The sequence below is a fragment of the Pedobacter sp. PLR genome (assembly GCF_026239675.1).
In the GTDB taxonomy this organism is placed as follows: Bacteria; Bacteroidota; Bacteroidia; order Sphingobacteriales; family Sphingobacteriaceae; genus Pedobacter.
Window position 1 is genome coordinate 607,434 of record NZ_JAPIVQ010000003.1, and the last position, 24,748, is coordinate 632,181.

Sequence of the window (24,748 nt, forward strand, 5' to 3'; positions counted from 1 at the left end):
TGTGATATTTAATAATAATTTAACATTGCGACCGTGCTGCTGGATGATTTAATTTTTACCTTTGTGCCGATAACTTGTATTGCAGTATCATAAAAAAACAAACAATAATTAGAAAAAGTATGAAGAAATCTTTACTATTTAAGATTGCAGTAATCATTTTTGCATTCGTAGGATTAATCTCCAACGTAAATGCGCAGGTTACTACCTCAAGTATGACGGGTAGCGTTCGCGACGCTAAAGGGCCTTTGCCTGGCGCTAGTGTCAAAGCGACACAGGTGTCCACCGGAACAACTTACTCAGTATCAACAAACTCTGAAGGCCGTTTTAATATTGCAAACATGCGTGTTGGTGGTAGTTATAAAATTGTGGTAACATTTGTTGGTTACCAGCCACAGGAATACGATGGAATCGTACTTAAATTAGGGGAGCCTTTCATTCTAAACGTAGTATTAAGAGATGAAGGTGTAACTTTAGACCAGGTTCAGGTGGTAGGTACTAAAAGTGCCATTTTTAACAACAAGAAAAACGGTGCTTCTACTAGTATCAGTAAAGAGCAATTAGAGAGCCTGCCAACTTTGAGCAGATCTTTATCGGATTTTTACCGCTTAACGCCTCAGGCAAATGGTAACTCTTTTGGTGGTGCCAATCAACGTTATAACAGTATCACTATTGATGGTGCCGTTAATAACGATGTATTTGCAGCGTCAAGTAGTTCAATCACGCCAGGTGGCGGTGCAAACACGCAACCTATTTCTTTGGATGCAATTCAGGAGATTCAAGTAGTATTAGCACCTTACGACATCACTTATGGTAACTTTACCGGTGCTGGTGTAAACGCAATTACACGCTCAGGAACAAACAAAGTAGAAGGTTCTGCATACTTCTTCGGAAGAAACCAGTCGACTGTAGGTAAACAACCAAACGGTTTGAAATCTGCTGATTTCTCTGATTACTCCTATGGTTTCAGAATTGGTGGTCCAATCGTGAAGGACAAATTATTCTTCTTCCTGAATGGTGAGCTAGGTAGAAAAAAACAACCTACTGTAAATAATGCAGGTGATCCAGGTGCTGTATTGTCTGTAGAACAAGCACAAAAATTAGCTGCTTACGTATTGGATAAATACAAATATGATGTAGGTTCTTATGGTGAACAGGATGCCGAAACTCAAAATGATAAATTATTTGCCAGATTAGACTGGAACATCAACGCTAAAAATCAATTGATGGTTCGTCATAACTATATTAAAGCTTATGATGATGTACTTTCCCGTTCTGGAACAAGTTTCAAATTTGGTAACAATGGTGGAAGAAACAACAGTAATCAAAACATCTCTGTTTTAGAATTAAGAAGCCAGATCTCCGAAACCTTATCAAATAACTTATTATTAGGTTATTCAAGAATCAGAGATGCAAGATCAGTCTCAGGTTCTTTATTCCCTCAGGTAGAAATCCGTAACTTTAACGCTTCAAGTAATATTGTTGCTTTCGGTTCAGAAAGAAGCAGTACTGCTAATGAGTTAGATCAGGATATCTTCGAGATCACGGATAACTTTAAGATTTTTGCAGGTAATCATACCTTCACTATCGGTACTCACAACGAGTTTTACAAATTCAGAAACTTATTCGTAAACAATAGATATGGTTACTGGCAGTTCAATAATTTAGCTGATTTTGAAGCTAACAAACCTTCTCGTGCAGAGGTGATTTTCCCAATTAATGGTCAAAATCCAGAAGCTAAATTTGGCGCTGCTCAATTAGGTTTCTATGCACAGGATGATATTCAGGTAACTCCTGAGTTGAGATTAACTGCTGGTTTAAGAGTAGACGTTCCATTATTCTTTGATAAACCAGGTAACAATCCTGCAGCTGAAGCTTCATTCGGTTACAGAACTGACAGAACACCAAAAAGCACGCCTTTAGTTGCGCCAAGAGTGGGTTTTAACTATGATGTATTTGGTGATAGAAGCTTACAATTACGTGGTGGTGCTGGTATCTTTACTGGTCGTGTACCATTTGTATGGTTGTCTAACCAATTTACAAATACAGGTTTGTTAACAGGAGAGGTTAGATTAACCTCAAATGCACAAATCCCAGGTGGTTTCCAACCGGATCCAAACTTGCAGTCTACTGTAGGAACTCCAGGGAACTACCAGTTAAACTTAATCGAGGATAACTTCAGATTACCACAGGTATTCAGATCTAACTTCGCTGCCGACTTTAAATTATTTGCAGGTATCTCTGCAACTTTAGAGGCGATCTACAGCAAAACATTGAACAACATTACTTACAAGGATCTTAACATCAAGGGCGTAACAGGAACATTAGCTCCTGGATTGTCTGGTGGTCAGGATACCAGACCAACTTATGGTGGTAAAGTGAACCCTAATGTAACCAACGCAATTTTACTTCAAAATAGCGACGAAGGTTCTGCATATAGCTTCACCGCTCAATTACAAAAACAATTTAATAGTGGTTTCGGTGCTTCCATCGCCTATACTTACGGTGAAGCAAAAGACGTAAACAGTGGTACCAGCTCAACAGCTGTATCTAACTGGCAGTTCAACCAGATCGTCAACGATCCGAACAACACGCCATTGGCTTATTCAACTTTCGATACTAAACACAGAATCGTGGGTAGCTTAAACTACGGGGTAAGATATGGTAAACAAGGTTTATTCGGTACTTCAATCGCTGTATTCTATGCTGGAAGATCTGGAAATCCATTTACTTACTTATATAACGGTGACTTAAACGGTGATGGTTCTAATGGTAATGATTTAATTTATGTGCCTAGAAACGCTTCTGAGATCAAATTATTAGACATTACTTCTTCTTCAGCACCTACCATTACGGCAGCTGAGCAATGGAATAGCTTAAATGCTTACATTGATAGTGATCCTTATTTGAAAGGCAAAAGAGGTGAATATGTAGAACGTAACGGTGCACGTATGCCTTGGCAACACCAGTTTGACTTAAGATTAATGCAGGATTTAGGTGCATTAATTAAAGGTTCTTCAAACAAAATTCAGCTTTCTGTAGATGTATTTAATGTAGGTAACTTAATCAATAAAGACTGGGGTAGAGGTTATTTCCTAAGCAATCAGGCTAACTCATTGATTAGCTATACTGGTAGCGGTTATACTTTCAGAGCACCAACTGCTGGTACAGGATATAACGTTGACCAAATTAGCTCTCGTTGGGCTGCACAGTTTGGTATCAGATATATTTTTAACTAAACGTAATTACTCAATATAAAAAATCCCTGCCCTTGTAAAAGGAGCGGGGATTTTTTATACCTGTTATTTCTACTATTTTAAAGGAGCTATAAATCCAGTGCTTAGTTTTCTTTAATCACTAACATCCAGCCTTTACCTGCTGTAACAGGGATCTCCTGATCTGCCTTGAAGCTTGCTGCGGATTGAAAGTTCTTAACCTCCGCTGCGGTAATCGTTGCTTTCGCAGGGTCGATACCTAAGGCCTTCCAGTCTATCGCTAATTTAATATTGACATCTGTTGGCGCCCAGCTGGCCAGGGCCACCAATACGCTTTTGTCTTTCTTGTAAATGGTGACCGGAACATTGGCGTTGTTGCTTTTCACCGGATTGTTTTCTACCCAGTAGCCGATCATTTTGCTGCCCTGCATGCCAAAGTTATCCCATGCTTTCCAGATCGGACGTGGGTCTGCACCATCACTCCATGGCATCCTGTTGGTCATGCCGTATACCATTCCTCTCCATGCATTTCCGCCGTCCTGTAGCATTTCGCCCATCAGGCCGAAAGGAATCCCCGAAACTTCTGTCAGGAAGAAATCAGGACTGTTTTTGTCGTAATAGAAGTATTCTCCAAACCACAACCTGTTCAGGTAAGGGAAATGCTCCATATACAGGTTAGCGCTGTTGTTAAAACCATCGCTTTTATTGTATTGGTTGGCAGAGTGTAAATCGATGATCCCCGGATGCCCGTCTTTCGTCAATACTCTTTTGATCCTTTTCATCGTGGTACGGTCGAAGGCCACATCATCCAGGTAAATACCATCGATGCCTACGTTTTGTACCAGCCAGTTCATGCCTTCCACATAGTAGTTGTGCCACCTGCTCATGCCACTGTTCACCACTGCGGCATCCTTGATTTCCGGTACGTACCAGGCAGCGATATAGTCTTTGCCCAGGTGTTCCTGCAACCAGGAATACCCTTTGCCGGTTCCGGGCGAATAAATCTCATGCCCCAGACTGCGTAAAGGGAAGGTTTCATAAGCGCTGTTAGACAGCTCTCTCACGGTATTGTAGATCTTCACCTTTAAGCCTTTCAAATGCGCTTCATTGATGTATGATTTCATCTCTTTATGCGCGATGAAAGGGTAGTTGATATAAGGGTTTATTGGTGTAGCATGGTGGATATTGATCAGGTTTGCACCGGTTGCCTTAATCGTGTCCAGGTTGTCATACTTATGATAAAACCGGTTGCTCCATTGAAAATCAGTATTGATCGGGTGGAAAGGGGTGATGAGTAGGTTGAAGTTGTAATATAAGGTGTCACCCTTTTTTAGGTTTTGTTCACCACTGTAGTTGTCCGATAAAATGGATTTTCCTTTTTTAAACACATCGATACCACCTTTACCTTCATTTCCCCAGGAAGTTGGGAGTAACAAAGGTTTCTGTAAGTAGAAATTGGTATTGAGCGGGCGGACGTAATGATTGTCTTTCAGGGTGTATTGCAGGCCTGCATTGACATCGCCAATCCATGCGCCATCCTGATTTTTATGGGCTACATCCCATTTCCATTTTAGGGTATCCGGTCTGTTGCCGCCTTTTAACCCAAGGCCCATCATGTATTTAGCCGCCTGTTCCGAAAAAGGAATGTGCAAACGGACGTCGTTCAGTTTTAGGTCCTGTAAGGCGATGATTTTCACGGTATAGGCCAGGAAACCGTCAAATTCTATAGCACCTTCGACTTCCATCTTCAGGCTGTCGGAAGTGTTGGTTGTAGTCCATTTTACCGTTCCCGGCTGTTGTTCTGTGAAGATTAATGGTCCGTTTTTCCAGACGATGTCTTTACCCTTTTTGACATGGAAATGAATTGGCTCCGTTAAGATGTCTTTTCCGGTAGTCGAAAAATCAGTCATTTCCGGGGTAAAAAACGTTTGGATCTGTGCCGGAAATCCGTCTTTGTTCAACACTACTTTTCTGCCCAGCAAAGAGATGGTCTGCGCTTTTACTTCCAATGGGAGGTAAGGGGCAATGACGTCGTTTTTCTGCGCGAGGGTAGAATTTAACCAGGTTAAACGGGTTTGTTTCCAGGGTTCACTGATGCCACCATCTGCTAAGGTTTTCGTGCTGACGGTCAGGTTGAGCTGGATCGGGGTAGCCGGAACGCCATTGGCAGTAACAGTGATGGTACCTGTATAACTCCCCGGAACGGCATTTTTGGGAAGGTTGGCCAATATCCACAGGGCTTGAACCTGTGCTTTAGCTACGTCCACCGTTTTATGTAAAGGTTGTGTATTCCAGTTGATCCCATCAGTATTCAGGCAGGAAAGGATGCTGGCCGGGATTCGCGCTCCGGTTTTACTTTTAAGGTCGGTAAATTTTACTTGTACGTTCTTTAAGTCCTGCTTTACCGGGTATATTCCCAGTTGAAAAGCATAGTTTTCTCCTTTAGCAGCAGTACCCGAAAACTGTGGTTTTAGTCCTTTTAAGATCCAGCGCTGCGGCAGGTCCTCCGTCATCTTTATCGGATTTAAACGGTCTTCCGGAAATACCAGGTAAGCGGATTGTGGATGCGCTTTGATCAGGTCTTTGGTTTCTTTTGCAGTGGCGATGATTTCCATCGGGTAATTGCTGTTCATGGCATTGACCGATTGGATTTCCTGTACTTTTACCGTTGCAGTTTTCGCGGTTGCGGATGGCCGGGAGGAGTTTCCATTGGCCGTTCTCCGGAGGTAAATGGCATTCGGATAATTGGAACGGCCATCTACTTTGTAAGGTTGGTAATAAACGTAGTAAGTGCCGGCACCAGAGGTCGGTTCAAAATAAATGCTGCCTTGTTCTCTGTTGATTTCCGCGGCCCTGACTTGTTTTACCTTTTGATTGGTTTTCGCATCTACTACCCAAATCTCTTTTAGTTCGGGTTGCAGGTCTCTTCTGCGCCAGGGGATGATGGCTTTGGCTACAGTTCCATCACTGGTGACCTGGAGGACCACGCGGTGGTTGCCCAGGGAGTCGGGGTTCCATGCATCTTTACCATTGGTATATTTTAGTTCCTGTGCCGATGCAGCCCCCGCTCCGGTCAGAAATACCAAAATAAATGGTACAAAGTATTTTTTCATAAAAACGGTTGTGTTGATTTTATATTAAAATTAAGTGTTATTTATCATCAGATTGATATAAATGTCAACGCAATCGTTTGATCATGAGTGTAGATAGTGTAAAGGGGGATTGCAGTTGAAAAATAGGGGCAATAAACAATGTTTGTGCTATGGCTGTTGTAAGGTATGGTTGGTCAGGTTTAAATGAATGCTCATGATTGATGAAGATTTGCTGATTAAGTTTGGCGCTAAACTCGTGGTTTTTGAAAAAGGGGAGATTGTATTCAGACAGGGAGACAGCCCCAGGTATTATTTTCAGATTCAAAATGGAGCGGTCAAAATGAATAACTTTAACGATGGTGGGAAGGAGTTTGTTCAGGGCTTGTTTACCGCTGGTGACAGTTTTGGAGAACCACCGTTGTTTATTGAGGATCTTTATGCAACTAATACGTCAGCATTAATACATTCAGCGCTTTTCCTGTTGCCCAAAAACAGGTTTTTGCAGCTGCTGAAAGAGAATCCTGATGTTCATCTTGCTGTGACTGTTAACCTGGCGAAAAGACTTTATTTCAGGTCTATTATGGCTTCTGAGATTTCTTCTCAGGAACCGGAACATAGGGTGCTGAAATTACTCGACTATTTTAAAATCAAGGTATTTTGTATCGCTTCGGATCAAAAATACCGGGTAGAAATCACCAGACAGCAAATTGCTAACCTGACCGGGTTAAGGGTGGAGACAGTCATCCGGTCGATTAAATCTCTGGAAAAAAAAGGAGAACTTCTGATAGATAACCATAAGGTATATCGGTAATTGTTTTTAATCTTATGATCTCGATCATAAGATCAGGCTGCGGATCCCGATAACTTTGTAATACATAACACATGTTATGGGGATTAAAATCAATCAAAAATGAAAAGGTCTCTAAGTATCATCGCATTGCTCGCGATCATGGCATTCAGTTTTAATTCATGTGGCGGTGGGAAAGAGGATAAAACAAAAGCCCCTGCCGAGGAGCAATGGGCACCCACACCTGTTGAAGAAATCAGCAATACGTTAACCCTGTCAGCTCATGATGAGATGAAATACGACCAGACCGTATTAAAGGCCCTTGCAGGAAAGCCAATTACCTTAACCTTTACCCATATCGGGACCATGGATAAAAATGTGATGGGGCATAATTTTGTGCTGCTTACTCCGGGAACTGATATTGATAATTTTGCGACAATTGCCTTAACCGCAAAAGACAATGATTTCATCCCTAAATCCTTAAGCAGTAAAATTATTGCACATACCAAACTACTTGGAGGCAATGAATCTGATACCATCGAGTTTACTGTTCCGGAAAAAGGAACCTATGATTACATCTGTACTTTTCCCGGTCATGTTGCTACAATGAGGGGTAAACTGATTGTCCAATAAACTTTTTATGTTTTATGCCTTTTGTGTTTTAACCAGGTATTGTCTGGCGGAATCACATAAAGCAACAAAAGCGCCAGCCATCATAATGATGTCTTTTACAACTAATCTGCCGCGGCCGGAAAGTAATGGGAAACCATGGTTCGGATCCCCGAGGTCAGGAACCCAGTTGTCTTTGGTCGTGATTAAAAAGGAAAGGGTCACAACCGACATGATGATGACCATCGCTGCGCCAGCCATACCAATGCCGGGGTTATAAGTGTTTAGCAATAGCATGATGCCCAAAACAACCAACACCGCGCCTAATCCATAAGAAAACAGATAAGTGTTGTTGGCAGTATGCCAGGCAATTTTATCGGGATTGGCTTCGCCTTCTTTTTGCATATAGGGTTTGTATTCGGAAGGATGCGCGTAAAAGAACGACATCACCGGAGAGTTTGCCACAAAAGGAACAATGCCCTCTGCTTCATAATTGTAAACTTTTAGTCCACCAATCCAGATCAGCACAATGGCGATCGCAATGCGGATTAAACGGGTGCTCAGCGAAGATAAACCAGCAAGGGTTTGAAGGAAGGAGGAAAATTGAACAGACATAAGCTTTGATATTAAGCTTCAAAGTTCGGCATCTGTTATCCCTTAAACCATGGACGATACCTGTGTATTAGATGGACAAATCAGCCACAATAGATATTCCTGTTTTCTCTCTGAAGAGTTGTGGAGATACACCGGTCATCTTTTTGAAGAAGCGGCTGAAGTAGTATTCATCTTCAAAATTGAGTTGATAAGCCACTTCTTTAATGCTTTTCCGGGTAAGGTGCAGTAGTTTTTTAGCTTCCAGGACCAGTCGTTCCTGAATGAGGGTAGTTGGTGTTTTGCCGAAATGTTTTTTACAGCGCTTGGTAAAGGTATTCGGATTCAGGTGTAACAGATTAGCATAATCGGCGGGTTTACGCAAGGTCAGGAAGTTTTCTTCGAGAGCCGTTTGAAAGGCTTCCATCAAGGCCTCTTTGGCAGGCTGCACCATGGCCGGCATTGATTTCAATTTAATGCGACTGGATTGTGCCAGAAACAATTGCAGATAGGCGGTCAGGACCGCTTCACTCGGTTGCTCGCTACTCAGCTCACTCTTTAACTGGGTTAATAAAGAATCAAATGATTCCGCTTCTTCCGGACTTAAGGATATGGAGGGTTCCAGAAAAATATTATTGAACAAAAGGCCATTACAGGCCACCTCGGCTTTATGGTAAGCAATGCAGTAAAAATCACCATGAAACTGCAACATCATCAGCTTTCCCTTCGGGATTTCTTTGAAATGGATGGTCTGGAATGGTGTCGCAAAAAATATCACCGGCCCTTCAAAAGAGAAGTTTCCGAAATCAGCCTGGAAAGAACCTTTGCCTTCGGGGATAAACAGGATGGTATAGACCGGATAGGATACAGGTTCGCTGAGCTGCTTCACAGAAAGCTGTTGAAGGGATAGCAAAGGATCGCCTGATACCGAAATGATCTTTTTTTCTGTATATTTCAATTGTTGGGGTTTTGGTCAATAGCTATAAAAATATGAATTCATCCAGTATAAGCAATTATATAAATACGCTTTTTCCGCAGTTTGAGCCTGCTTTGAGAGAAAAGTTAATTGAACAGGTAACGATCAAAGATTTTAAAGCCGGTGAACACCTGATGCAAACCGGACAATATTTTCGTTCTACCGTGTTAATTGTGGAAGGACGGGTGAAACTGTATAGAGAAGGTACAGATGGAAACGAGTTTTTTATGTATTACCTGCAACCCGGGGAAGCCTGTGCACTATCCATGATTTGTGCCGCCAAACAGGAGTCCAGTAAAATCATGGGAAAAGCAATTGAAGATAGTACGATTTTGATGGTGCCCATCACTTTAATGGACGACCTGATGAAGCAATACCCCAGCTGGTATTATTTTGTGATGGAAACTTACCGTTCCAGATTTGAAGAGTTATTGCTGGTCATAGATAGTATTGCCTTTAACGGTCTGGATCAAAGGTTGAGCTTTTACCTGCAGAAACAACAGGAACAGCTGCAAACAAATGAGCTACAGCTGACCCATCAGGAGATTGCTTCTGATCTGAATTCATCCAGAGAGGTGATCTCCAGATTGCTCAAAAAAATGGAACAAAAGGGCGAAATAAAGTTGTACAGGAACTTTATTGAACTGAAAAAATAAAACCTTGTGACAAAAGTCACCCTAAGTCAGGTGCAGAATTTACATCTTTGTCCTAAAGGAAATAAATATGGAAGTTGTTGCATACCTGGCCTCGGCGCTGATTGGTATTTCATTAGGATTAGTAGGCGGTGGTGGGTCCATTTTAACGGTTCCGGTATTGGTGTATTTGTTTGGCATCGCGCCATTGATGGCCACCTCTTATTCGTTGTTTATCGTAGGGAGTACGAGTCTGGTAGGTGCTTATCAGAATTATAAAAACGGTCAGGTACAGGTGAAAACGGCCTTGTTGTTCGGATTGAGTTCGGTAACTACCGTTTGGCTCAGCAGAAAGTTCCTGATTCCTGCCATTCCTCCTCATATCGCTTCTTTTAAGCATTTCGAGCTTACTGAAAACATGTTGGTGATGAGCCTTTTTGCGATACTGATGCTCATCGCCGCAATTGCCATGATCAGAAGCGGAAAGAATAATGTGGAAGAACCTACAGTTGCTAAAGATCTAAACCTTCCTAAGTTGTTGTTTTTTGGTGTCGGTATTGGCTTTATAACAGGTTTATTGGGTGCCGGAGGTGGGTTTTTATTGATTCCTACTTTAGTCATATTATTGGGCTTACCCATGAAAGAAGCCATAGGGACTTCGCTTTTTATTATCGCCCTGAATTCCTTAATCGGGTTCTCCGGAGATTTCGGTCATTTTGATATCGATTGGGTGTTTTTATTAAAGATTACCTTCATTGCCATTGTCGGTATTTTTATAGGTGGTAATCTGAGTAAAAAGGTGGATAGCAAGAAACTGAAAATTGGTTTCGGCTGGTTTGTGTTGATAATGAGTGTTTATATCCTGACGAAAGAGCTTTTGTTTAAATAAAACGGAGCAAAAGCCGGGTAGCAGGAGACTGAAAGTATGTTCTGATAACAGTATATAGTTTTTTAATAGTAATATATAAGATGAATACGATGATAGATTTTATAAGGCAACCATGGCCCTGGTATTTCTCGGGGATTATGATTGTAGTAATTATGTTATTGCTCAATTTCTGGGGTAAATCCTTTGGTTTTTCTTCCAATTTAAGAACGATGTGTAGCATAGCCGGTGCCGGTAAAAAGGTGAAGTTTTTTGATTTTGACTGGAAAGCACAACGCTGGAACCTGCTGTTTTTAGTCGGTGCTATTATTGGCGGATGGATTTCTTCTGAATTCCTCTCTAATCCTAAGGCGCTGGACTTGTCTGCAGCTACGGTAAAGGACCTTCAGGAAATGGGTGTTCATTTCAATGGTCAGCTAAATCCTGATGAATTGTTTGCGCTGGACGCACTGGCTTCTCCAAAAACATGGTTCCTGTTGCTTTTCGGAGGAGTTTTAGTAGGTTTCGGATCCAGGTATGCTGGTGGCTGTACCTCCGGACATGCAATATCAGGTTTGTCGAACCTGCAATTGCCTTCTTTAGTAGCGGTAATTGGCTTTTTTATTGGAGGATTGATCATGACCTGGCTGGTTTTGCCTTTCCTGATTTAAGGAGAAGAAAGGGCTGACTAAGGATACAAGATTCCCTCATTTAAAGCGAAGGTTCCAAATGAAATGGATTCCTGTTAAAAATTAACGATTACAAATTATTAAGCAGATCACATGAAATCAATAAAATATATACTTGCCGGCATATTGTTCGGCATCATCATGAGTAAATCAGAAGCAGTATCCTGGTTCCGCATTCAGGAGATGTTTCGTTTTCAATCTTTTCATATGTATGGAATCATCGGAACAGCAGTGGTACTTGGTGTAATTGCGGTATTCCTGATTAAAAAGTTTCAATTGAAAGATTCGGAAAACCAATTGATTCAGTTTCCTGAAAAGGAAAGTAGCTATAAAAAATACATCATTGGAGGTACGATTTTTGGTCTGGGTTGGGCACTGACCGGCGCTTGTCCGGGGCCGATGTTTGTAAACCTTGGATACGGTTACCTAACGATGTTGATTGTCATTTTTGGTTCTTTACTCGGAACTTATCTTTATGGATTGTTAAAAGATAAACTCCCGCATTAAATGATCAGTTTTGGTTGTTGTATTTACAAATCAATCACCAGGTTTTAAATGATAGGTTCAGGTATAAAATGATTAATTAATTGCTTGTGCGTGACCTATATCACAAAAAACACCGCCTTTTTATGCTGAAATTTGTATAGCATGAAACGTTAAAGGGGATGCAATGAATCCTTACAGGATTTGAATTAGTTTTTTACGTTAAATGAATAAAAGATGATTATAGAACAGTTTAAAGATGAGTTTTTAGCACATTATAGCTATGCAATAGTTAGTGAATGTGAGCAAAAGATCGTGTTGATAGATCCTGCGCGTAATCCTGAACCTTATTATGAATTTGCAAAGAAATTTGATGCAGAGATTATTGGGGTCATAGAAACACATCCTCATGCCGATTTTGTGAGTAGCCACCTGGAGATTCATGAAACAACCGGCGCTACAATATATGCCCATAGTTTAACGGGTGCCGCTTATCCGGTACATTATTTTGATGAAGAAGCAACGCTTAGTTTTGGTAAAATAAAGCTGACCAGTATTCATACCCCGGGTCATTCACCAGATAGCATTTCGGTGTTGTTGGAGCATGATGGGGTCGCTAAAGCAGTTTTTACCGGTGATACCTTGTTTATCGGAGACTGTGGCAGACCGGATCTGAGGGAATCTGTCGGGAACCTACAGGCGAAAAGGGAGAAGTTAGCCCTTCAGATGTACCACTCGCTAAGAGATAAACTGATGGTGCTGGATGATGAGGTATTGGTTTATCCTGCACATGGTTCAGGTACTTTATGTGGTAAAGCTTTAAGTACGGCAAGTTCCAGTACGATCGGCGCAGAAAAGACCAGTAACTGGTCGCTACAGGAAATGAGCGAGTCAGATTTTATTAAAGAACTGACCACAGATCAGCCATTTATTCCGAAATATTTTGGTTATGATGTAGACCTGAACAGAAAGGGTGCCCCTCATTTTAAACCCAATGTTGATCAGGTAGAATGGATTAAGCAACCGGAACTGGAAGAGATTAATGCAGCCATAATTGTCGTGGATGCCCGTCCGGAAGGCGATTTTAAGGAAGGTCATTATCCGGGAGCAGTGAATATTGTGTATGGTAAAAAGTTCGAAACCTGGTTGGGAAGCATCATCAGACCTGGCGAGCATTTCTACTTAACAGCCGCCAATCCTCAACATCTGGAAGAATTAATTCATCGCGCTGCAAGTATCGGTTATGAAGCGTGTATTGTAGCCGCTTTTGTAACGGATTCTGGTGATGTACTGATGCCGGTACTGCCTTTGGAATGCTTTATTGCCAATCCTGAGGAGTTTACCATTATTGATGTCAGGAATGCGAATGAAGTGAAAAAGAAAAAGGTTTTTGCTAATGCTACGAACATTCCTTTGGGTGAGCTGAGGGAACGTATTATGGAAGTTCCGGCAGATAAACCGATTGTAGTACATTGTGCAGGAGGGAGCAGAAGCGCCGCCGGAAGCAGCATTATCGCTGCGGAATTTGGTGCAATAACTCCGGTCTACGACCTTGGAGCAGTGGTTAAAGATTTCGCGAAATCAGAGGAATAGGCTTCCTGATGTTGTTTAAAATGAATGCTATAAATAATTATATTAGCGTGTATGAAATTATTAACAACAGCCTTTTCGCTGGTTCTCAGCTGGATGACTTTCTCTTCCTGTGCTCAAATTCCTGCTTCATCAAAGAATATGAACGACGGTCCTTATGTATTGTATAAAAATGACCTGATTGAGGTCCGGACGATTGTGACAGAAGGTGGTTTGCAGAAATGCAAGCTGCAAACTTATCCGGTCAGCAAGAAGGCTGAGCTGCCGGTAGAGGTGAAGTTTTCTAACCATCCGGAATGGAATTTCTCTGTCAGATTGCAACGCGTTCTTAAAAATGAACCTGCAGAATTTAAGCAACCGGATAAGCTACTCGCGCTTTCCGATGTAGAAGGGGAGTTTGAAGGTTTCAGGAAGCTGTTGCTGGCCAATAAGGTAATGGATGAACAATACAACTGGATTTTTGGGAAAGGGCAACTGGTGATCTGCGGTGATTTATTCGACCGCGGAGAAGAGGTGTCGGCCACAATCTGGTTGCTGTATAAGCTGGAGCAGGATGCGAAGGCCAAAGGAGGCTATCTGCACACAATTCTGGGTAACCATGACATCATGAACTTAAGTGGCGACCTACGTTATGTACAGCCAAAATATATGAGCAATGCAAAGCTGATGGAACTGAATTACATGGAGTTATATGGTCCGGATGCCGAGATAGGGCGCTGGTTGAGAACTAAAAACCTGATTGAAAAGATTGGCGATAACCTTTGTCTGCACGCAGGTGTAGCTCCCGTTATCAATGATTTGAAGATGAGTTTGAAGGAAATCAACGACCGTTGCAGACCCTTTTATGATCAGGACAGAAAATCAATCACAATTCCTGATAAGGCAGTGGAGCTATTGTTTGATGGCGGACGCTCTTCTTTATTCTGGTACAGGGGATATTTTGTAGAACCGAAAGCAACAGAAGCAGAGGTAGATCAGACATTGGCACTGTATAAGGTGAAAAGGATTATCGTTGGTCATACGATTACCGATACCAATGTAGGCTTTTACTATAATGGAAAGGTACTTGGAATAGACGTGAACCAACATGCAGGTCATCATGAAGCTGCATTATATGAAAATAAAGCCTGGTATAAAATCAATACGACGGGGAATAAATCATCGATCAAAACTTATTAATTAAGCCCTTATTCTGATTATTTAAAACAGCTGCTGATTATTTATCAGTAGCTGTTTTTGTATGAATAAATGGGTGTAGCTTAGTTGTAACTAAGTAATTCTTCTTAAGAAGAATCTATTTATTTGTTAAGTAATGATTTAATTAATGGTTATTATCAATAATTTGCTGTAGTTTTAGTTCTTGTAACTAGAGAGGTCAGGATATTTTGATAATGCTGGCAATATTTATTGTCGGTTGCTAATGAAAAGAGGCCATGTCAAATACATTCCGGGGGGAGTGGAATATTCCGATATTTGTCCGCTCTCTTATACTATTTTCAGCAGCTCTTCTATAAAAAGAGTTGCTGATTTTTTTCTAAAAACCCCCTTCTGCCACAAGATATAAGCTTCTTTATACAATTCTTTTCCGGTTATCGGAATGGCGACCAGGTTTTCCCAGCTCGTAATTGCTTTTTCATTGATAATTGTAACCCAGTTTCCTGTATCCACTAATGAGAGCAGGGAATGTGTATCATTCATTTCTATTTTGATGTTAGGAATGATGTTGTTTTTCTTGAAAATCTCATCGAGCATATCTCTGGAGCTGAAGCCTTTATTCGCCAGAATCATTTCAGTTTGTGCCAGTTCCTTTAAAGAGATCCGGTTTAGTTTTGCTAAAGGGTGTTTTTTTGAGGTCACCATTTTGATCCTGGAAGAAAACAACAGCTGCATTTCGAGCCCTTCGTTGTCGGATTGCTCATGAAAAGCTAAAATGAAGTCCAGATCTGCAGTCTTCAGTCTGGCTTCCAATGCGCCGGCAATACCGGACTCTATGTGCAGCTTAATCCCCGGATATTTGTTGGAAAAAGGAGTGAGGGAAGGCAGCAGTAAGGAACTAAAAGCATAAGTTACCCCGATTCTTAACTCCCCGTTCACCAGGTTATTCAATTCAAAGATCGCTTGCTTTGATTTCTTAATTTCCAGCATAATCTGCCGTGCATGGTTTAGAAATACCTTCCCCGCCTCGGTGAGCTGTACGTGTTTACCCACCCGGTCAAAAAGCAACATTCCCAATTCTTCCTCCAGCTGCTTCACCTGTTGTGATAAAGTAGACTGCGTCACAAAACACTGCGCTGCGGCATCTGTGAAGTGTAATAACTCCGCGGCCTTAATAAAATAACTGAGTTGTCTGAATTCCATAATGGTCTATATGTATGGGGTAAGATAGCTGTGGGATCTTAGCCTGATCCTGGTATAATCTCTCTGTGATCTTCTTCTGATCAATCGGTAAAACTAATGAATATCATTAAAACTATCAATTTTACAGATACATTCTTTATCCCGAGATTTGAGGCCAACGCAGATAAGCTGAACAATCTGTTCAGCAATCAGCGCAGCAAAGCTCAGAAAATAACCCTTCATGACATTATTCAGATCACTCAAATCCCGCAACTTTAAACTGTTTTTTTACGGACAATCTATCTCCCTTGTGGGGACCTGGATGCAGAAGACGGCGGTGAGTTGGTTGGTCTATCAATTGACTGGATCGGCGTTATTGCTGGGGGTCGTGGGCTTTGTGAGTCTGATCCCTTCTTTATTTTTATCGCCCTACGCGGGAAGTCTGGTAGACCGCCACAACCGCTACCATATTCTGGTGCTTACGCAGATCGCCTCCATGGTTCAGGCAGGTGCCCTGGCAGGGATCATATTCTTCGGCTATTACAACATCCTGCTGATTATCGCGCTCAGTCTGATTCAGGGGATCATCAATGCGTTCGACATGACTTGCAGGCAATCTTTAATGGTGGAAATGGTAGACCATAAAGAGGACCTTCCAAATGCCATCGCACTGAATTCTACGATGGTCAACTTTGCAAGGATCGCTGGCCCGGCGGTTGCCGGCATCATTTTAAGCACCTTCGGGACAGACTTTTGCTTTATATTGAATTTCCTGAGTTACATCCCGGTATTGATTTGTCTGTTTATGATGCGCTTAAAGGTAATCGTGATGGAGAAATCAGAGAAAAGCATCTGGACAGAGCTGGAAGAAGGATTTAAGTACGTTTCCGGTGATAAAAACCTGAGCAGTATGCTGATCATGATTGGTGTGAGCAGTCTGTTTGTGATCCCTTTTAATACCCTGATGCCCATCTTCGCGAAAGATATTTTTAGCGGTGATGCCCGAACGTTCAGCTGGTTTGAGAGTGCCGCCGGATTAGGCTCTATCATTAGTGCGGTTTATCTGGCCAACCTGAAAAACAACAACGGACTGATGAAAATGGTCGCCATCGCCGGTGGAATTCTGGGGGGGAGCCTGTTGTTTCTCGCCTATGCACCCCAGTTGCCGGTAGCGTTGTTTTTCATGACTCTGACCGGGGTAGGGATGATGGGACAAACCTCAGCCATCAATACTTATATACAAACGCATTCTGTTCCGGAAATGCGTGGAAGGGCCATCAGTTATTATGTCATGGCTTATCAGGGGATTCTTCCGATAGGTAGCCTGTTGATTGGCTGGCTGGCAAATGTAATGGGCCCCAGACCGGCAATCTTCATGGAAGGACTGATCGGCATTGCCTCCACTATTGCTTTCGTGATTTATAGGAGTAAATCTGCGCATAGAAAGACGGTAAGCGTGTAATTTATACCTATTAATGGTCACAATTACTTAACTTTGGTTATCACTAACTAATTTATTATATCATGAGAAAAACAGTTTATCTGCTGTTGTGTGCAATGGTTATGTCCTTTGCAAACACCGTTAAAGCAGATGAAGGGATGTGGATCCCAATGCTGATAGGCAAAAACTATGAGCAAATGAAGAAGCAAGGGTTTAAGCTAACAGCAAAAGACCTTTATAATGCAAATGGTTCCAGTCTGAAAGATGCAATCGTTCATTTCGGTGGCTTCTGTACTGGTGAGATTGTTTCCGACAAAGGATTGATCTTTACCAATCACCACTGTGGTTACGATGCGATCGCTTCGAACTCCACTCCTCAGAATAACATCCTTGACAATGGTTTCTACGCTAAAAATTACGGTGAAGAGAAACCTATCGATGGATTATTTGTAAAGTTCCTGTTGAAAATGGAAGATGTAACGCCTCAGGTTGAAGCGGCTACTAAAGGCCTAGCAGGTGCGGAGAAATCTTCTAAAATGTTAGAAGTATTCAATACAATTGCTAAAGCCGCAGTAACCGGTCCAACGATTGAAGCGAATGTAAAAGACTTTTATAAGTCTAACCAGTTTATCCTTTTTGTATACGAGCGTTTCGACGATATCCGTTTGGTAGGTGCGCCTCCTCAGAATATTGGTAAATTTGGTGGTGATACTGACAACTGGGAATGGCCTCGTCAGACAGGAGATTTCTCTGTGTTCAGAGTGTATGCCGGTAAAGAAAACCAACCTGCAAAATATACTGCAGCAAACGTTCCTTATACCCCTAAAAAATTCCTTCCGGTTTCTATCAAAGGTGTGAAAAACGGTGATTTCTCTATGGTTTATGGCTATCCTGGTCGTACCGACAGATATTTAACTTCTTATGGTGTTGATCTTGCGACAGAAAAGGTAAGTCCTACTATTGTTAAATTACGTGATATCCGCCTTAAATCCTGGAAACAGGAAATGGATAAAAGTGTAGATACGCGCTTGAAATTGTCTTCTCAATATGCAAATATCGCCAACTACTGGAAGTATTTTATCGGTCAGACAGAGCAGTTGAAAAGACTTAAAGTTTCTGATTCAAAAAGAAAAGAAGAGAAATCTTTCACAGATTGGGCAGCTCAGAAAACTGAATTTGCTGGTCTGATGGAGCAATATGCTCAGATCTATAAAGATATCGACCCGATTTCTGTACAACGTACCTATATCAATGAAGGCTTTATGGCTTCTGCATGGGTGCCTAACGCGATTTCTATCGTGCGCTCTTATGCTGCGGTAGATCAGAAAAAAGGTGATGCTGCTTTCGCTGAAAAAGTGAAAACCAGTCTGAATAATGCGGCAAATGCTTATGCAGAAACTTATGTAGAAACAGCAGATAAAAAGATCTTCGCTAAAATTCTTGCGGCTTTTTATCAGGATGTTCCTGTGAAATCTCAGCCTAAGTTCTTCGCGGAAATTGCAGAGAAATACTGGACAGGGAACCCTGAGACTACTTTCGATAAGTTCGCAGCGTACCTGTGGGAAAATAGTAACCTGATTAAACCAGAGAAATTGAAAGCATTTTTGGCTACTAACCCTTCATTAGAAGCCGTTAAAGCCGATCCTGCCTATGTTTATGCTGCCAATGTGTACCCTCCGGATTATATCAAAACTAACTTCGGTTCTTTAGTAGCTGATTTTGAAACTAAGAAAGCAGACCTTGATCACCTGTACCTGAAAGCTACCCTGGAGAAAAACAAAGGTAAGCTGATGTACCCGGATGCAAACTCTACCATGCGCCTTTCATATGGAAATGTTCAGGACTACTCTCCTAAAGATGGTATCGTTTATAAAACGACCACTACCATCGATGGTATGATGAAAAAATACATTCCAGGTGATAGTGAGTTCGACCTTCCTGCCAACCTTATCGAAAACTATAATAAAAAGAACTTCGGTCAGTATGGTAACAACGGTACATTAACCGTAAACTTTATCACAAACAATGACATCACTGGTGGTAACTCAGGTTCTCCGGTAATCAATGGTAATGGCGAGTTAATCGGTCTTGCTTTTGATGGTAACTGGGAAGCAATGAGTGGCGATATCGCTTTTGATAAAGAATTTAAACGCACAATCTGTGTGGATGTACGTTACGTATTGTGGTGTATTGACGTGTTAGGTGGTGCGAAAAACATTATCAACGAGTTGTCTATTCGTAAATAAAGAATATTCTCTCTTCTCCTACCCGAATCTTTGCTGAAGAGCAAACCTTCGCAGGTAGTCAAAGAGGAACATCCTTTATTTTAAAAAAGAGTAATACTGCATCATAATTTTACAGCCGGTAAGGTGTTTAGTTCTGAAGCAGAAAAACAAAAAGGGATCAGACGTTAAGTCTGATCCCTTTTTTTATACGTTAATTTTAACCATTAAGGCAGCTTTCTAATAGCACACTGCTTAATACGCTTTGTTTAATGTGCCTGTTTAACACGTCTATTTAACACGTCTGTTTAATATGGGTGCTTAGTTAGCTTGCCGGGTAATCCTGCTAAGAAAAGTCTTGCCCTTTAACCTCTTTCTCCATTTTCTTTAACCGTTGTGTCGAATGCAGGGAAGAATAGGCTATTTGCTAAAAAAAAGGAATACCTTCTCAGAAAAGGCATAGCAGGTTTTGCGCCCTTCAGCGCAAGGCTTGCCGCCTTTGAAGAGCGAGGTGTTCTTTTTTTACTTACCTAACTTCACAAAACAAGAAAACCGGCAATAAAATCACCGGTTTCCTTTTATAATCGCGCCTTTCAGCGAAAAATCTACTTAATTATATACAAACGTACCTTTATCGCTTTCAATCGTTACTTGTTTCTGCTCAGAAGCTTCTACACGACCAATAATCTGCGCATCGATATTAAAGCTTTTAGAAATTGCAATGATATCCTCAGCAATTGCTGCAGGAACATATAATTCCATTCTATGGCCCATATTGAATACTTTGTACATTTCTTTCCAATCTGTGCCAGACTGCTCCTGAATCAACTGGAACAATGGAGGAACAGGGAACATATTGTCTTTAATGATATGAACATCATCATTTACAAAGTGAAGCACTTTAGTTTGTGCGCCACCGCTGCAATGAACAAGACCATGAATCTGACTTCTGTGAGCCGTTAAAATCTGTTTAATCACCGGAGCATAAGTACGTGTAGGAGAAAGCACTAATTTTCCTACTGTAATTTCTGTATCCTCATCAATTTTGATGGTATCTGTTAACTTTTTACCACCAGAAAATACCAGGTCAAAAGGAACAGAAGGATCAAAACTCTCCGGGTAACTTGTTGCCACCGACTTATCAAAAACATCATGTCTTGCAGAAGTAAGTCCGTTAGAACCCATACCACCGTTGTATTCTGTTTCGTAAGTAGCTTGTCCGGACGACGAAAGCCCAACAATTACATCACCAGCCTGAATCGTATGATTGCTGATGATCTTATCTCTTTCAATTCTGCAGGTAACTGTAGAATCTACAATGATCGTGCGTACAAGGTCGCCTACATCAGCAGTTTCACCGCCTGTAGAGTAAATCGAGATACCTAGTTCTCTAAGTTCTGCAAGGATTTCTTCAGTACCATTGATGATTGCGGCAATTACTTCACCAGGGATCAGATTTTTATTACGTCCGATGGTAGAAGATAAAAGGATCTGGTCTGTAGCGCCTACACAAATCAAATCGTCAATGTTCATAATGATGGCATCCTGAGCAATTCCTTTCCATACGGAAAGATCACCTGTTTCTTTCCAGTATACGTAGGCGAGGGAAGATTTCGTTCCGGCACCATCTGCATGCATAATGTTGCAAAATGCGTCATCATTCCCTAAAATATCAGGTATGATTTTACAGAAGGCTTGCGGAAAAATACCTTTATCTATATTCTTGATGGCTTGGTGCACATCTTCTTTTGACGCAGAAACGCCACGTTGGTTGTACCTGTTATCACTCATGTTGTTGCAAAGATAGGGAAACGCCCGAATGTTGAGGCCTTAAGAACAAAAAAATAACCCTTCAAAATTGATTGAAGGGTTATAAAAACTAAAATTTAATGGATTATTACGTTTTGGTCTATTTCAGAAACAATAATTCTCTGAATTTTGGAAGAGGCCATACGCTGTCATCAACGATTTGCTCCAGTTTATCTGTGTGATAACGGATCGTATCGAAGTATGATTTTACATTCTCATCGTAAGCGATTGCTTTATCACGGCTATCTTCAATAGCATTTGTTAATTTACGTTCTTCCAACATCTTGTCGATGTTTACTTTCAGACCGCTTAAATGCTCAGAAACTTTGTTGATAATGTTAATCGGAGTTTCTAATGCTTCGCCTGATAAACCAAGATCTTTAAGACCCCTGGCGTTTTCAATTAATACATTCTGGTAAGTGATGGTTGCCGGAATGATGATACTGTTTACCATTTCGCCCATTACCCTTGCTTCGATCTGAAGTTTCTTGAAATAGCTTTCTAACAGAATCTCATGACGAGCATGTAATTCACGTTTGCTGAAGATATTTGTGTTAGCGAAAAGTTCAGTAGTCTTATCAGTTACATAAGCATCAAGTGCTTTAGGTGTAGTTTTGATGTTTGATAAACCACGTTTCGCAGCTTCCTCTTCCCACTCCTGACTGTAACCATTTCCTTCAAAACGGATGTCTTTTGATTCTTTAAGGTATCTTTTGATGATGGTTAATAAAGCCACATCTTTTTTCTCTCCTTTTTTGATCAGCTTGTCAACCTCAACTTTGAACTTATTCAATTGATCTGCAACGATTGCGTTTAATACAGTCATTGGTGCAGAAGAGTTTTCAGAAGAACCTACTGCTCTTAACTCAAATTTATTACCTGTGAAGGCGAAAGGAGAAGTACGGTTACGGTCGGTAGTATCAAAAGAGATCTGTGGGATCTTAGGAATACCTAACCATAATGAGTCTTCGCTTTTTACTTTTTTAATGATGCTTCTTGAAGATTCGATTTCATCTAACACATCGTTCAATTGAGAACCAAGGAAGATCGAAATGATCGCCGGTGGAGCTTCGTTAGCACCCAGGCGGTGATCATTGCTCACTGAAGCAATACTTGCTCTTAAAAGGTCTGCGTGTTCGTGTACCGCTTTGATTGTGTTCACGAAGAACGTTAAGAACATTAAGTTATTTTTAGGCGTTTTTCCCGGTGATAATAAGTTCTTACCAGTATCGGTGATTAACGACCAGTTGTTGTGTTTACCTGAACCATTGATACCTGCATATGGTTTCTCATGTAATAACACTTTGAAGTCATGTTTTACGGCAACTTTTTCCATTAAGTCCATCAACAATTGGTTGTGGTCAATGGCAAGGTTGATTTCTTCATAAATCGGAGCACACTCAAATTGAGAAGGTGCAACCTCATTGTGACGGGTTTTCAAAGGAATACCTAATTTCAAGGCTTCGTTTTCAAAATCAACCATATAAGTGAACACACGCTCAGGAATAGATCCGAAATAATGATCTTCTAATTGTTGTCCTTTTGCAGAGATATGTCCAAATAAGGCACGGCCTGTTAAAGCTAAATCCGGACGGGCATTGTATAACGCACGGTCAACAAGGAAATATTCCTGCTCAATACCTAAAGAAGCGGTTACTTTAGTGATTCCTTTGTCAAAATACTGACAAACATCAACTGCAGCTTTATCTAAAGCAGATAATGCTTTTAAAAGAGGGGCTTTATAATCAAGGGCTTCGCCTGTGTAAGCAATAAATACAGTAGGAACACAAAGGGTTTTACCTGCTTTGCTTTCCATAATGAATGCTGGAGAAGAAGGATCCCATGCTGTATATCCACGCGCTTCGAAAGTGTTGCGGATACCACCATTAGGGAAACTTGATGCATCTGGTTCTTGTTGAATCAATGCACTTCCTGCAAACACTTCAATTGCGCCATCTTTACTTGGTTCAAAGAAAGCATCATGTTTTTCAGCAGTAGAACCGGTTAATGGTTGAAACCAATGCGTATAGTGTGTTGCACCTTTAGACATTGCCCATGTTTTCATTGCTGTAGCGATGTGGTTAGCATCTTCATGATTGATCAGCTCACCCTGGTCAATTGATGAACTTAATTTTTCAAATACTTCTTTTGATAAGAAATCTTTCATTTTTTTCTTATCAAAAACATTTATCCCGAAAAACTCAGAAATCTTAGTCGAAGGCGACTTTACTTCTGGTGAAATTCTTGATTGTGCCTCTTTTAATGCAGTTGTCCTTAAGCTTTTCATTTATTTGTTTAAAATTTGGTCAAAAATATAATTTTTGTTTGGTATTTCTCTTGATTTGTTTGTAAAAATACGAATGTCGTTAAATAATCAAAGAAATATTTCTCGTTTTTTGGTGTTTTCTGGAAAACAGGTCTTAAAAAGGCTTTGTTGCACTTTCTGTTTGGTTCTTTTCTGGTTTTTCATCTAAACGATTAAAAACAGCGACTAATTATGGAATATAGGTAAAATTTCCATCATCACCTTGAATAAACCCTTCGAATTATGCTAAACTCCTCTTCAAACCTGTACAAGTCCGAGTGGCTCGACCTTGTATTTAAAAACAGAAACCAAAATTATGGCGCATTTGTATTGAGGGCTGAATCTTCCAAAATCCTCCTGCGCTCCCTGATGATTGCAACTCCGCTGTTCGTGATCCCGTTTTTATTAACGATGATCAACTCTCAGCCAGATGTAGCCACAAGAAAAGATGTGGTTGTGGAACTTCGTCCGCCAGTAGAAAATCTGCCGCCTAAAAAACAGCAAGAATTGCCAAAGGTGGAGCCGGTAAAGGAAAAGTTAAAAATGTATAAGGCTGTTTCAAGTCCGGTTGTAGTTCAGGATCCGGTATCAGAACCACCTACATTGAAAGAAATGGAACATGCAGTTGCTGGTCCGGTCACACAAGCGGGGTTAGAAACCGATTTGCAGCGCTTAGCACAGACCGGTAAAGGCGGGGGAGGTACAACAGGACCTGGTGGTCCTGCGGAAATCGACAATCAGATTTACAACGCAGCAGGGGTGGAAGTTTATCCGGAATTTGAAGGGGGGATGAAAGCCTGGGCAAAATTCCTGCAAAGAAATCTTCGCTATCCTGATTTAGCTCAGGAGAACGGTGTGCAGGGAAGGGTACTGGTGAGTTTTGTCATTGAAAGGGATGGATCAATCTCAGATGTGAAACTGATCAATGGCATTGGCTCTGGTTGTGATGAAGAAGCGTTAAGAGTCATTCGTAAATCTCCAAGATGGAAACCAGGCAGACAGAATGCAGAGACCGTAAGGGTGAGGTATACCATCCCTCTGGCTTTTGCGTTAGCTCAATAGTAAGCTCAATACTATATGTATATATACATACTATGATAAATAATAA

General features: G+C 41.1%; 18 protein-coding genes. 12 read left to right on the forward strand and 6 right to left on the reverse strand.

The genetic code is table 11. The features are described from left to right. Nucleotides 1-119: 119 nt before the first annotated feature. Nucleotides 120-3,236 carry a carboxypeptidase regulatory-like domain-containing protein gene (locus OQX61_RS09805; RefSeq protein ID WP_265841476.1) on the forward strand — a complete coding sequence of 1,039 codons (3,117 nt, stop codon included), beginning with the start codon at nt 120-122 and terminating at the stop codon, nt 3,234-3,236. Nucleotides 3,237-3,337: 101 nt separating this feature from the next. On the opposite strand, the gene OQX61_RS09810 is transcribed toward OQX61_RS09805, so the two are convergent. Further along, complete coding sequence (locus OQX61_RS09810) at nt 3,338-6,325, reverse strand: glycoside hydrolase domain-containing protein (RefSeq protein WP_265841477.1); 2,988 nt, start codon at nt 6,323-6,325, stop codon at nt 3,338-3,340. A 193-nt stretch (nt 6,326-6,518) separates the two neighbouring features. On the opposite strand from OQX61_RS09810, the gene OQX61_RS09815 reads away from it, so the two are divergent. Further along, nucleotides 6,519-7,115, forward strand: a complete 597-nt coding sequence (locus OQX61_RS09815; RefSeq protein WP_265841478.1) for a Crp/Fnr family transcriptional regulator — start codon at nt 6,519-6,521, stop codon at nt 7,113-7,115. Nucleotides 7,116-7,214: 99 nt separating this feature from the next. Then, nucleotides 7,215-7,724, forward strand: coding sequence for an azurin (locus OQX61_RS09820; protein ID WP_265841479.1), 510 nt, complete (start codon nt 7,215-7,217; stop codon nt 7,722-7,724). Nucleotides 7,725-7,736: 12 nt separating this feature from the next. On the opposite strand, the gene OQX61_RS09825 is transcribed toward OQX61_RS09820, so the two are convergent. Both OQX61_RS09825 and OQX61_RS09830 read right to left on the reverse strand, forming a co-directional pair. Further along, a complete protein-coding gene (locus OQX61_RS09825; RefSeq protein WP_265841480.1) occupies nt 7,737-8,315 on the reverse strand; it encodes a DUF417 family protein in 579 nt (192 codons plus the stop codon). Between the two features lie 67 nt (nt 8,316-8,382). Continuing rightward, a complete protein-coding gene (locus OQX61_RS09830; protein ID WP_265841481.1) occupies nt 8,383-9,249 on the reverse strand; it encodes a helix-turn-helix domain-containing protein in 867 nt (288 codons plus the stop codon). A gap of 32 nt (nt 9,250-9,281) precedes the next feature. On the opposite strand from OQX61_RS09830, the gene OQX61_RS09835 reads away from it, so the two are divergent. The 6 genes from OQX61_RS09835 to OQX61_RS09860 all read left to right on the forward strand — a co-directional run bounded on the left by OQX61_RS09835 (nt 9,282) and on the right by OQX61_RS09860 (nt 14,705). Next, nucleotides 9,282-9,923 carry a Crp/Fnr family transcriptional regulator gene (locus tag OQX61_RS09835; RefSeq protein ID WP_265841482.1) on the forward strand — a complete coding sequence of 214 codons (642 nt, stop codon included), beginning with the start codon at nt 9,282-9,284 and terminating at the stop codon, nt 9,921-9,923. A 67-nt stretch (nt 9,924-9,990) separates the two neighbouring features. Continuing rightward, a complete protein-coding gene (locus OQX61_RS09840) occupies nt 9,991-10,788 on the forward strand; it encodes a sulfite exporter TauE/SafE family protein (protein WP_265841483.1) in 798 nt (265 codons plus the stop codon). Between the two features lie 89 nt (nt 10,789-10,877). Further along, nucleotides 10,878-11,435, forward strand: a complete 558-nt coding sequence (locus OQX61_RS09845; protein WP_265841484.1) for a YeeE/YedE thiosulfate transporter family protein — start codon at nt 10,878-10,880, stop codon at nt 11,433-11,435. Nucleotides 11,436-11,546: 111 nt separating this feature from the next. Beyond that, entirely contained in the window at nt 11,547-11,960 is a 414-nt protein-coding gene (locus OQX61_RS09850) for a DUF6691 family protein (protein ID WP_265841485.1), read from the forward strand. Nucleotides 11,961-12,173: 213 nt separating this feature from the next. Then, a complete protein-coding gene (locus OQX61_RS09855; protein WP_265841486.1) occupies nt 12,174-13,529 on the forward strand; it encodes a rhodanese-like domain-containing protein in 1,356 nt (451 codons plus the stop codon). A gap of 51 nt (nt 13,530-13,580) precedes the next feature. After that, nucleotides 13,581-14,705: a metallophosphoesterase gene (locus OQX61_RS09860; RefSeq protein WP_265841487.1), complete on the forward strand. Its 1,125-nt coding sequence runs from the start codon at nt 13,581-13,583 to the stop codon at nt 14,703-14,705. 306 nt (nt 14,706-15,011) lie between these two features. Here the strand turns inward: OQX61_RS09860 and OQX61_RS09865 are convergent, their stop codons facing one another. Next, nucleotides 15,012-15,884, reverse strand: coding sequence for a LysR substrate-binding domain-containing protein (locus OQX61_RS09865; protein ID WP_265841488.1), 873 nt, complete (start codon nt 15,882-15,884; stop codon nt 15,012-15,014). 220 nt (nt 15,885-16,104) lie between these two features. On the opposite strand from OQX61_RS09865, the gene OQX61_RS09870 reads away from it, so the two are divergent. Both OQX61_RS09870 and OQX61_RS09875 read left to right on the forward strand, forming a co-directional pair. Continuing rightward, on the forward strand, nt 16,105-17,325 hold the full coding sequence (locus tag OQX61_RS09870; protein WP_265841489.1) for an MFS transporter: 1,221 nt from the start codon (nt 16,105-16,107) through the stop codon (nt 17,323-17,325). Nucleotides 17,326-17,387: 62 nt separating this feature from the next. Continuing rightward, nucleotides 17,388-19,550, forward strand: a complete 2,163-nt coding sequence (locus OQX61_RS09875; RefSeq protein WP_265841490.1) for a S46 family peptidase — start codon at nt 17,388-17,390, stop codon at nt 19,548-19,550. 585 nt (nt 19,551-20,135) lie between these two features. Here OQX61_RS09875 and OQX61_RS09880 read toward each other — a convergent pair. Then, a complete protein-coding gene (locus OQX61_RS09880) occupies nt 20,136-21,317 on the reverse strand; it encodes an AIR synthase related protein (protein WP_265841491.1) in 1,182 nt (393 codons plus the stop codon). A 118-nt stretch (nt 21,318-21,435) separates the two neighbouring features. Beyond that, on the reverse strand, nt 21,436-23,622 hold the full coding sequence (locus OQX61_RS09885) for a glutamine synthetase III (RefSeq protein ID WP_265841492.1): 2,187 nt from the start codon (nt 23,620-23,622) through the stop codon (nt 21,436-21,438). A 261-nt stretch (nt 23,623-23,883) separates the two neighbouring features. On the opposite strand from OQX61_RS09885, the gene OQX61_RS09890 reads away from it, so the two are divergent. Next, the gene (locus OQX61_RS09890) at nt 23,884-24,702 is read left to right on the forward strand and encodes an energy transducer TonB (protein ID WP_265841493.1); all 819 of its coding nucleotides are present in this window, start codon (nt 23,884-23,886) and stop codon (nt 24,700-24,702) included. Nucleotides 24,703-24,748: the final 46 nt, after the last annotated feature.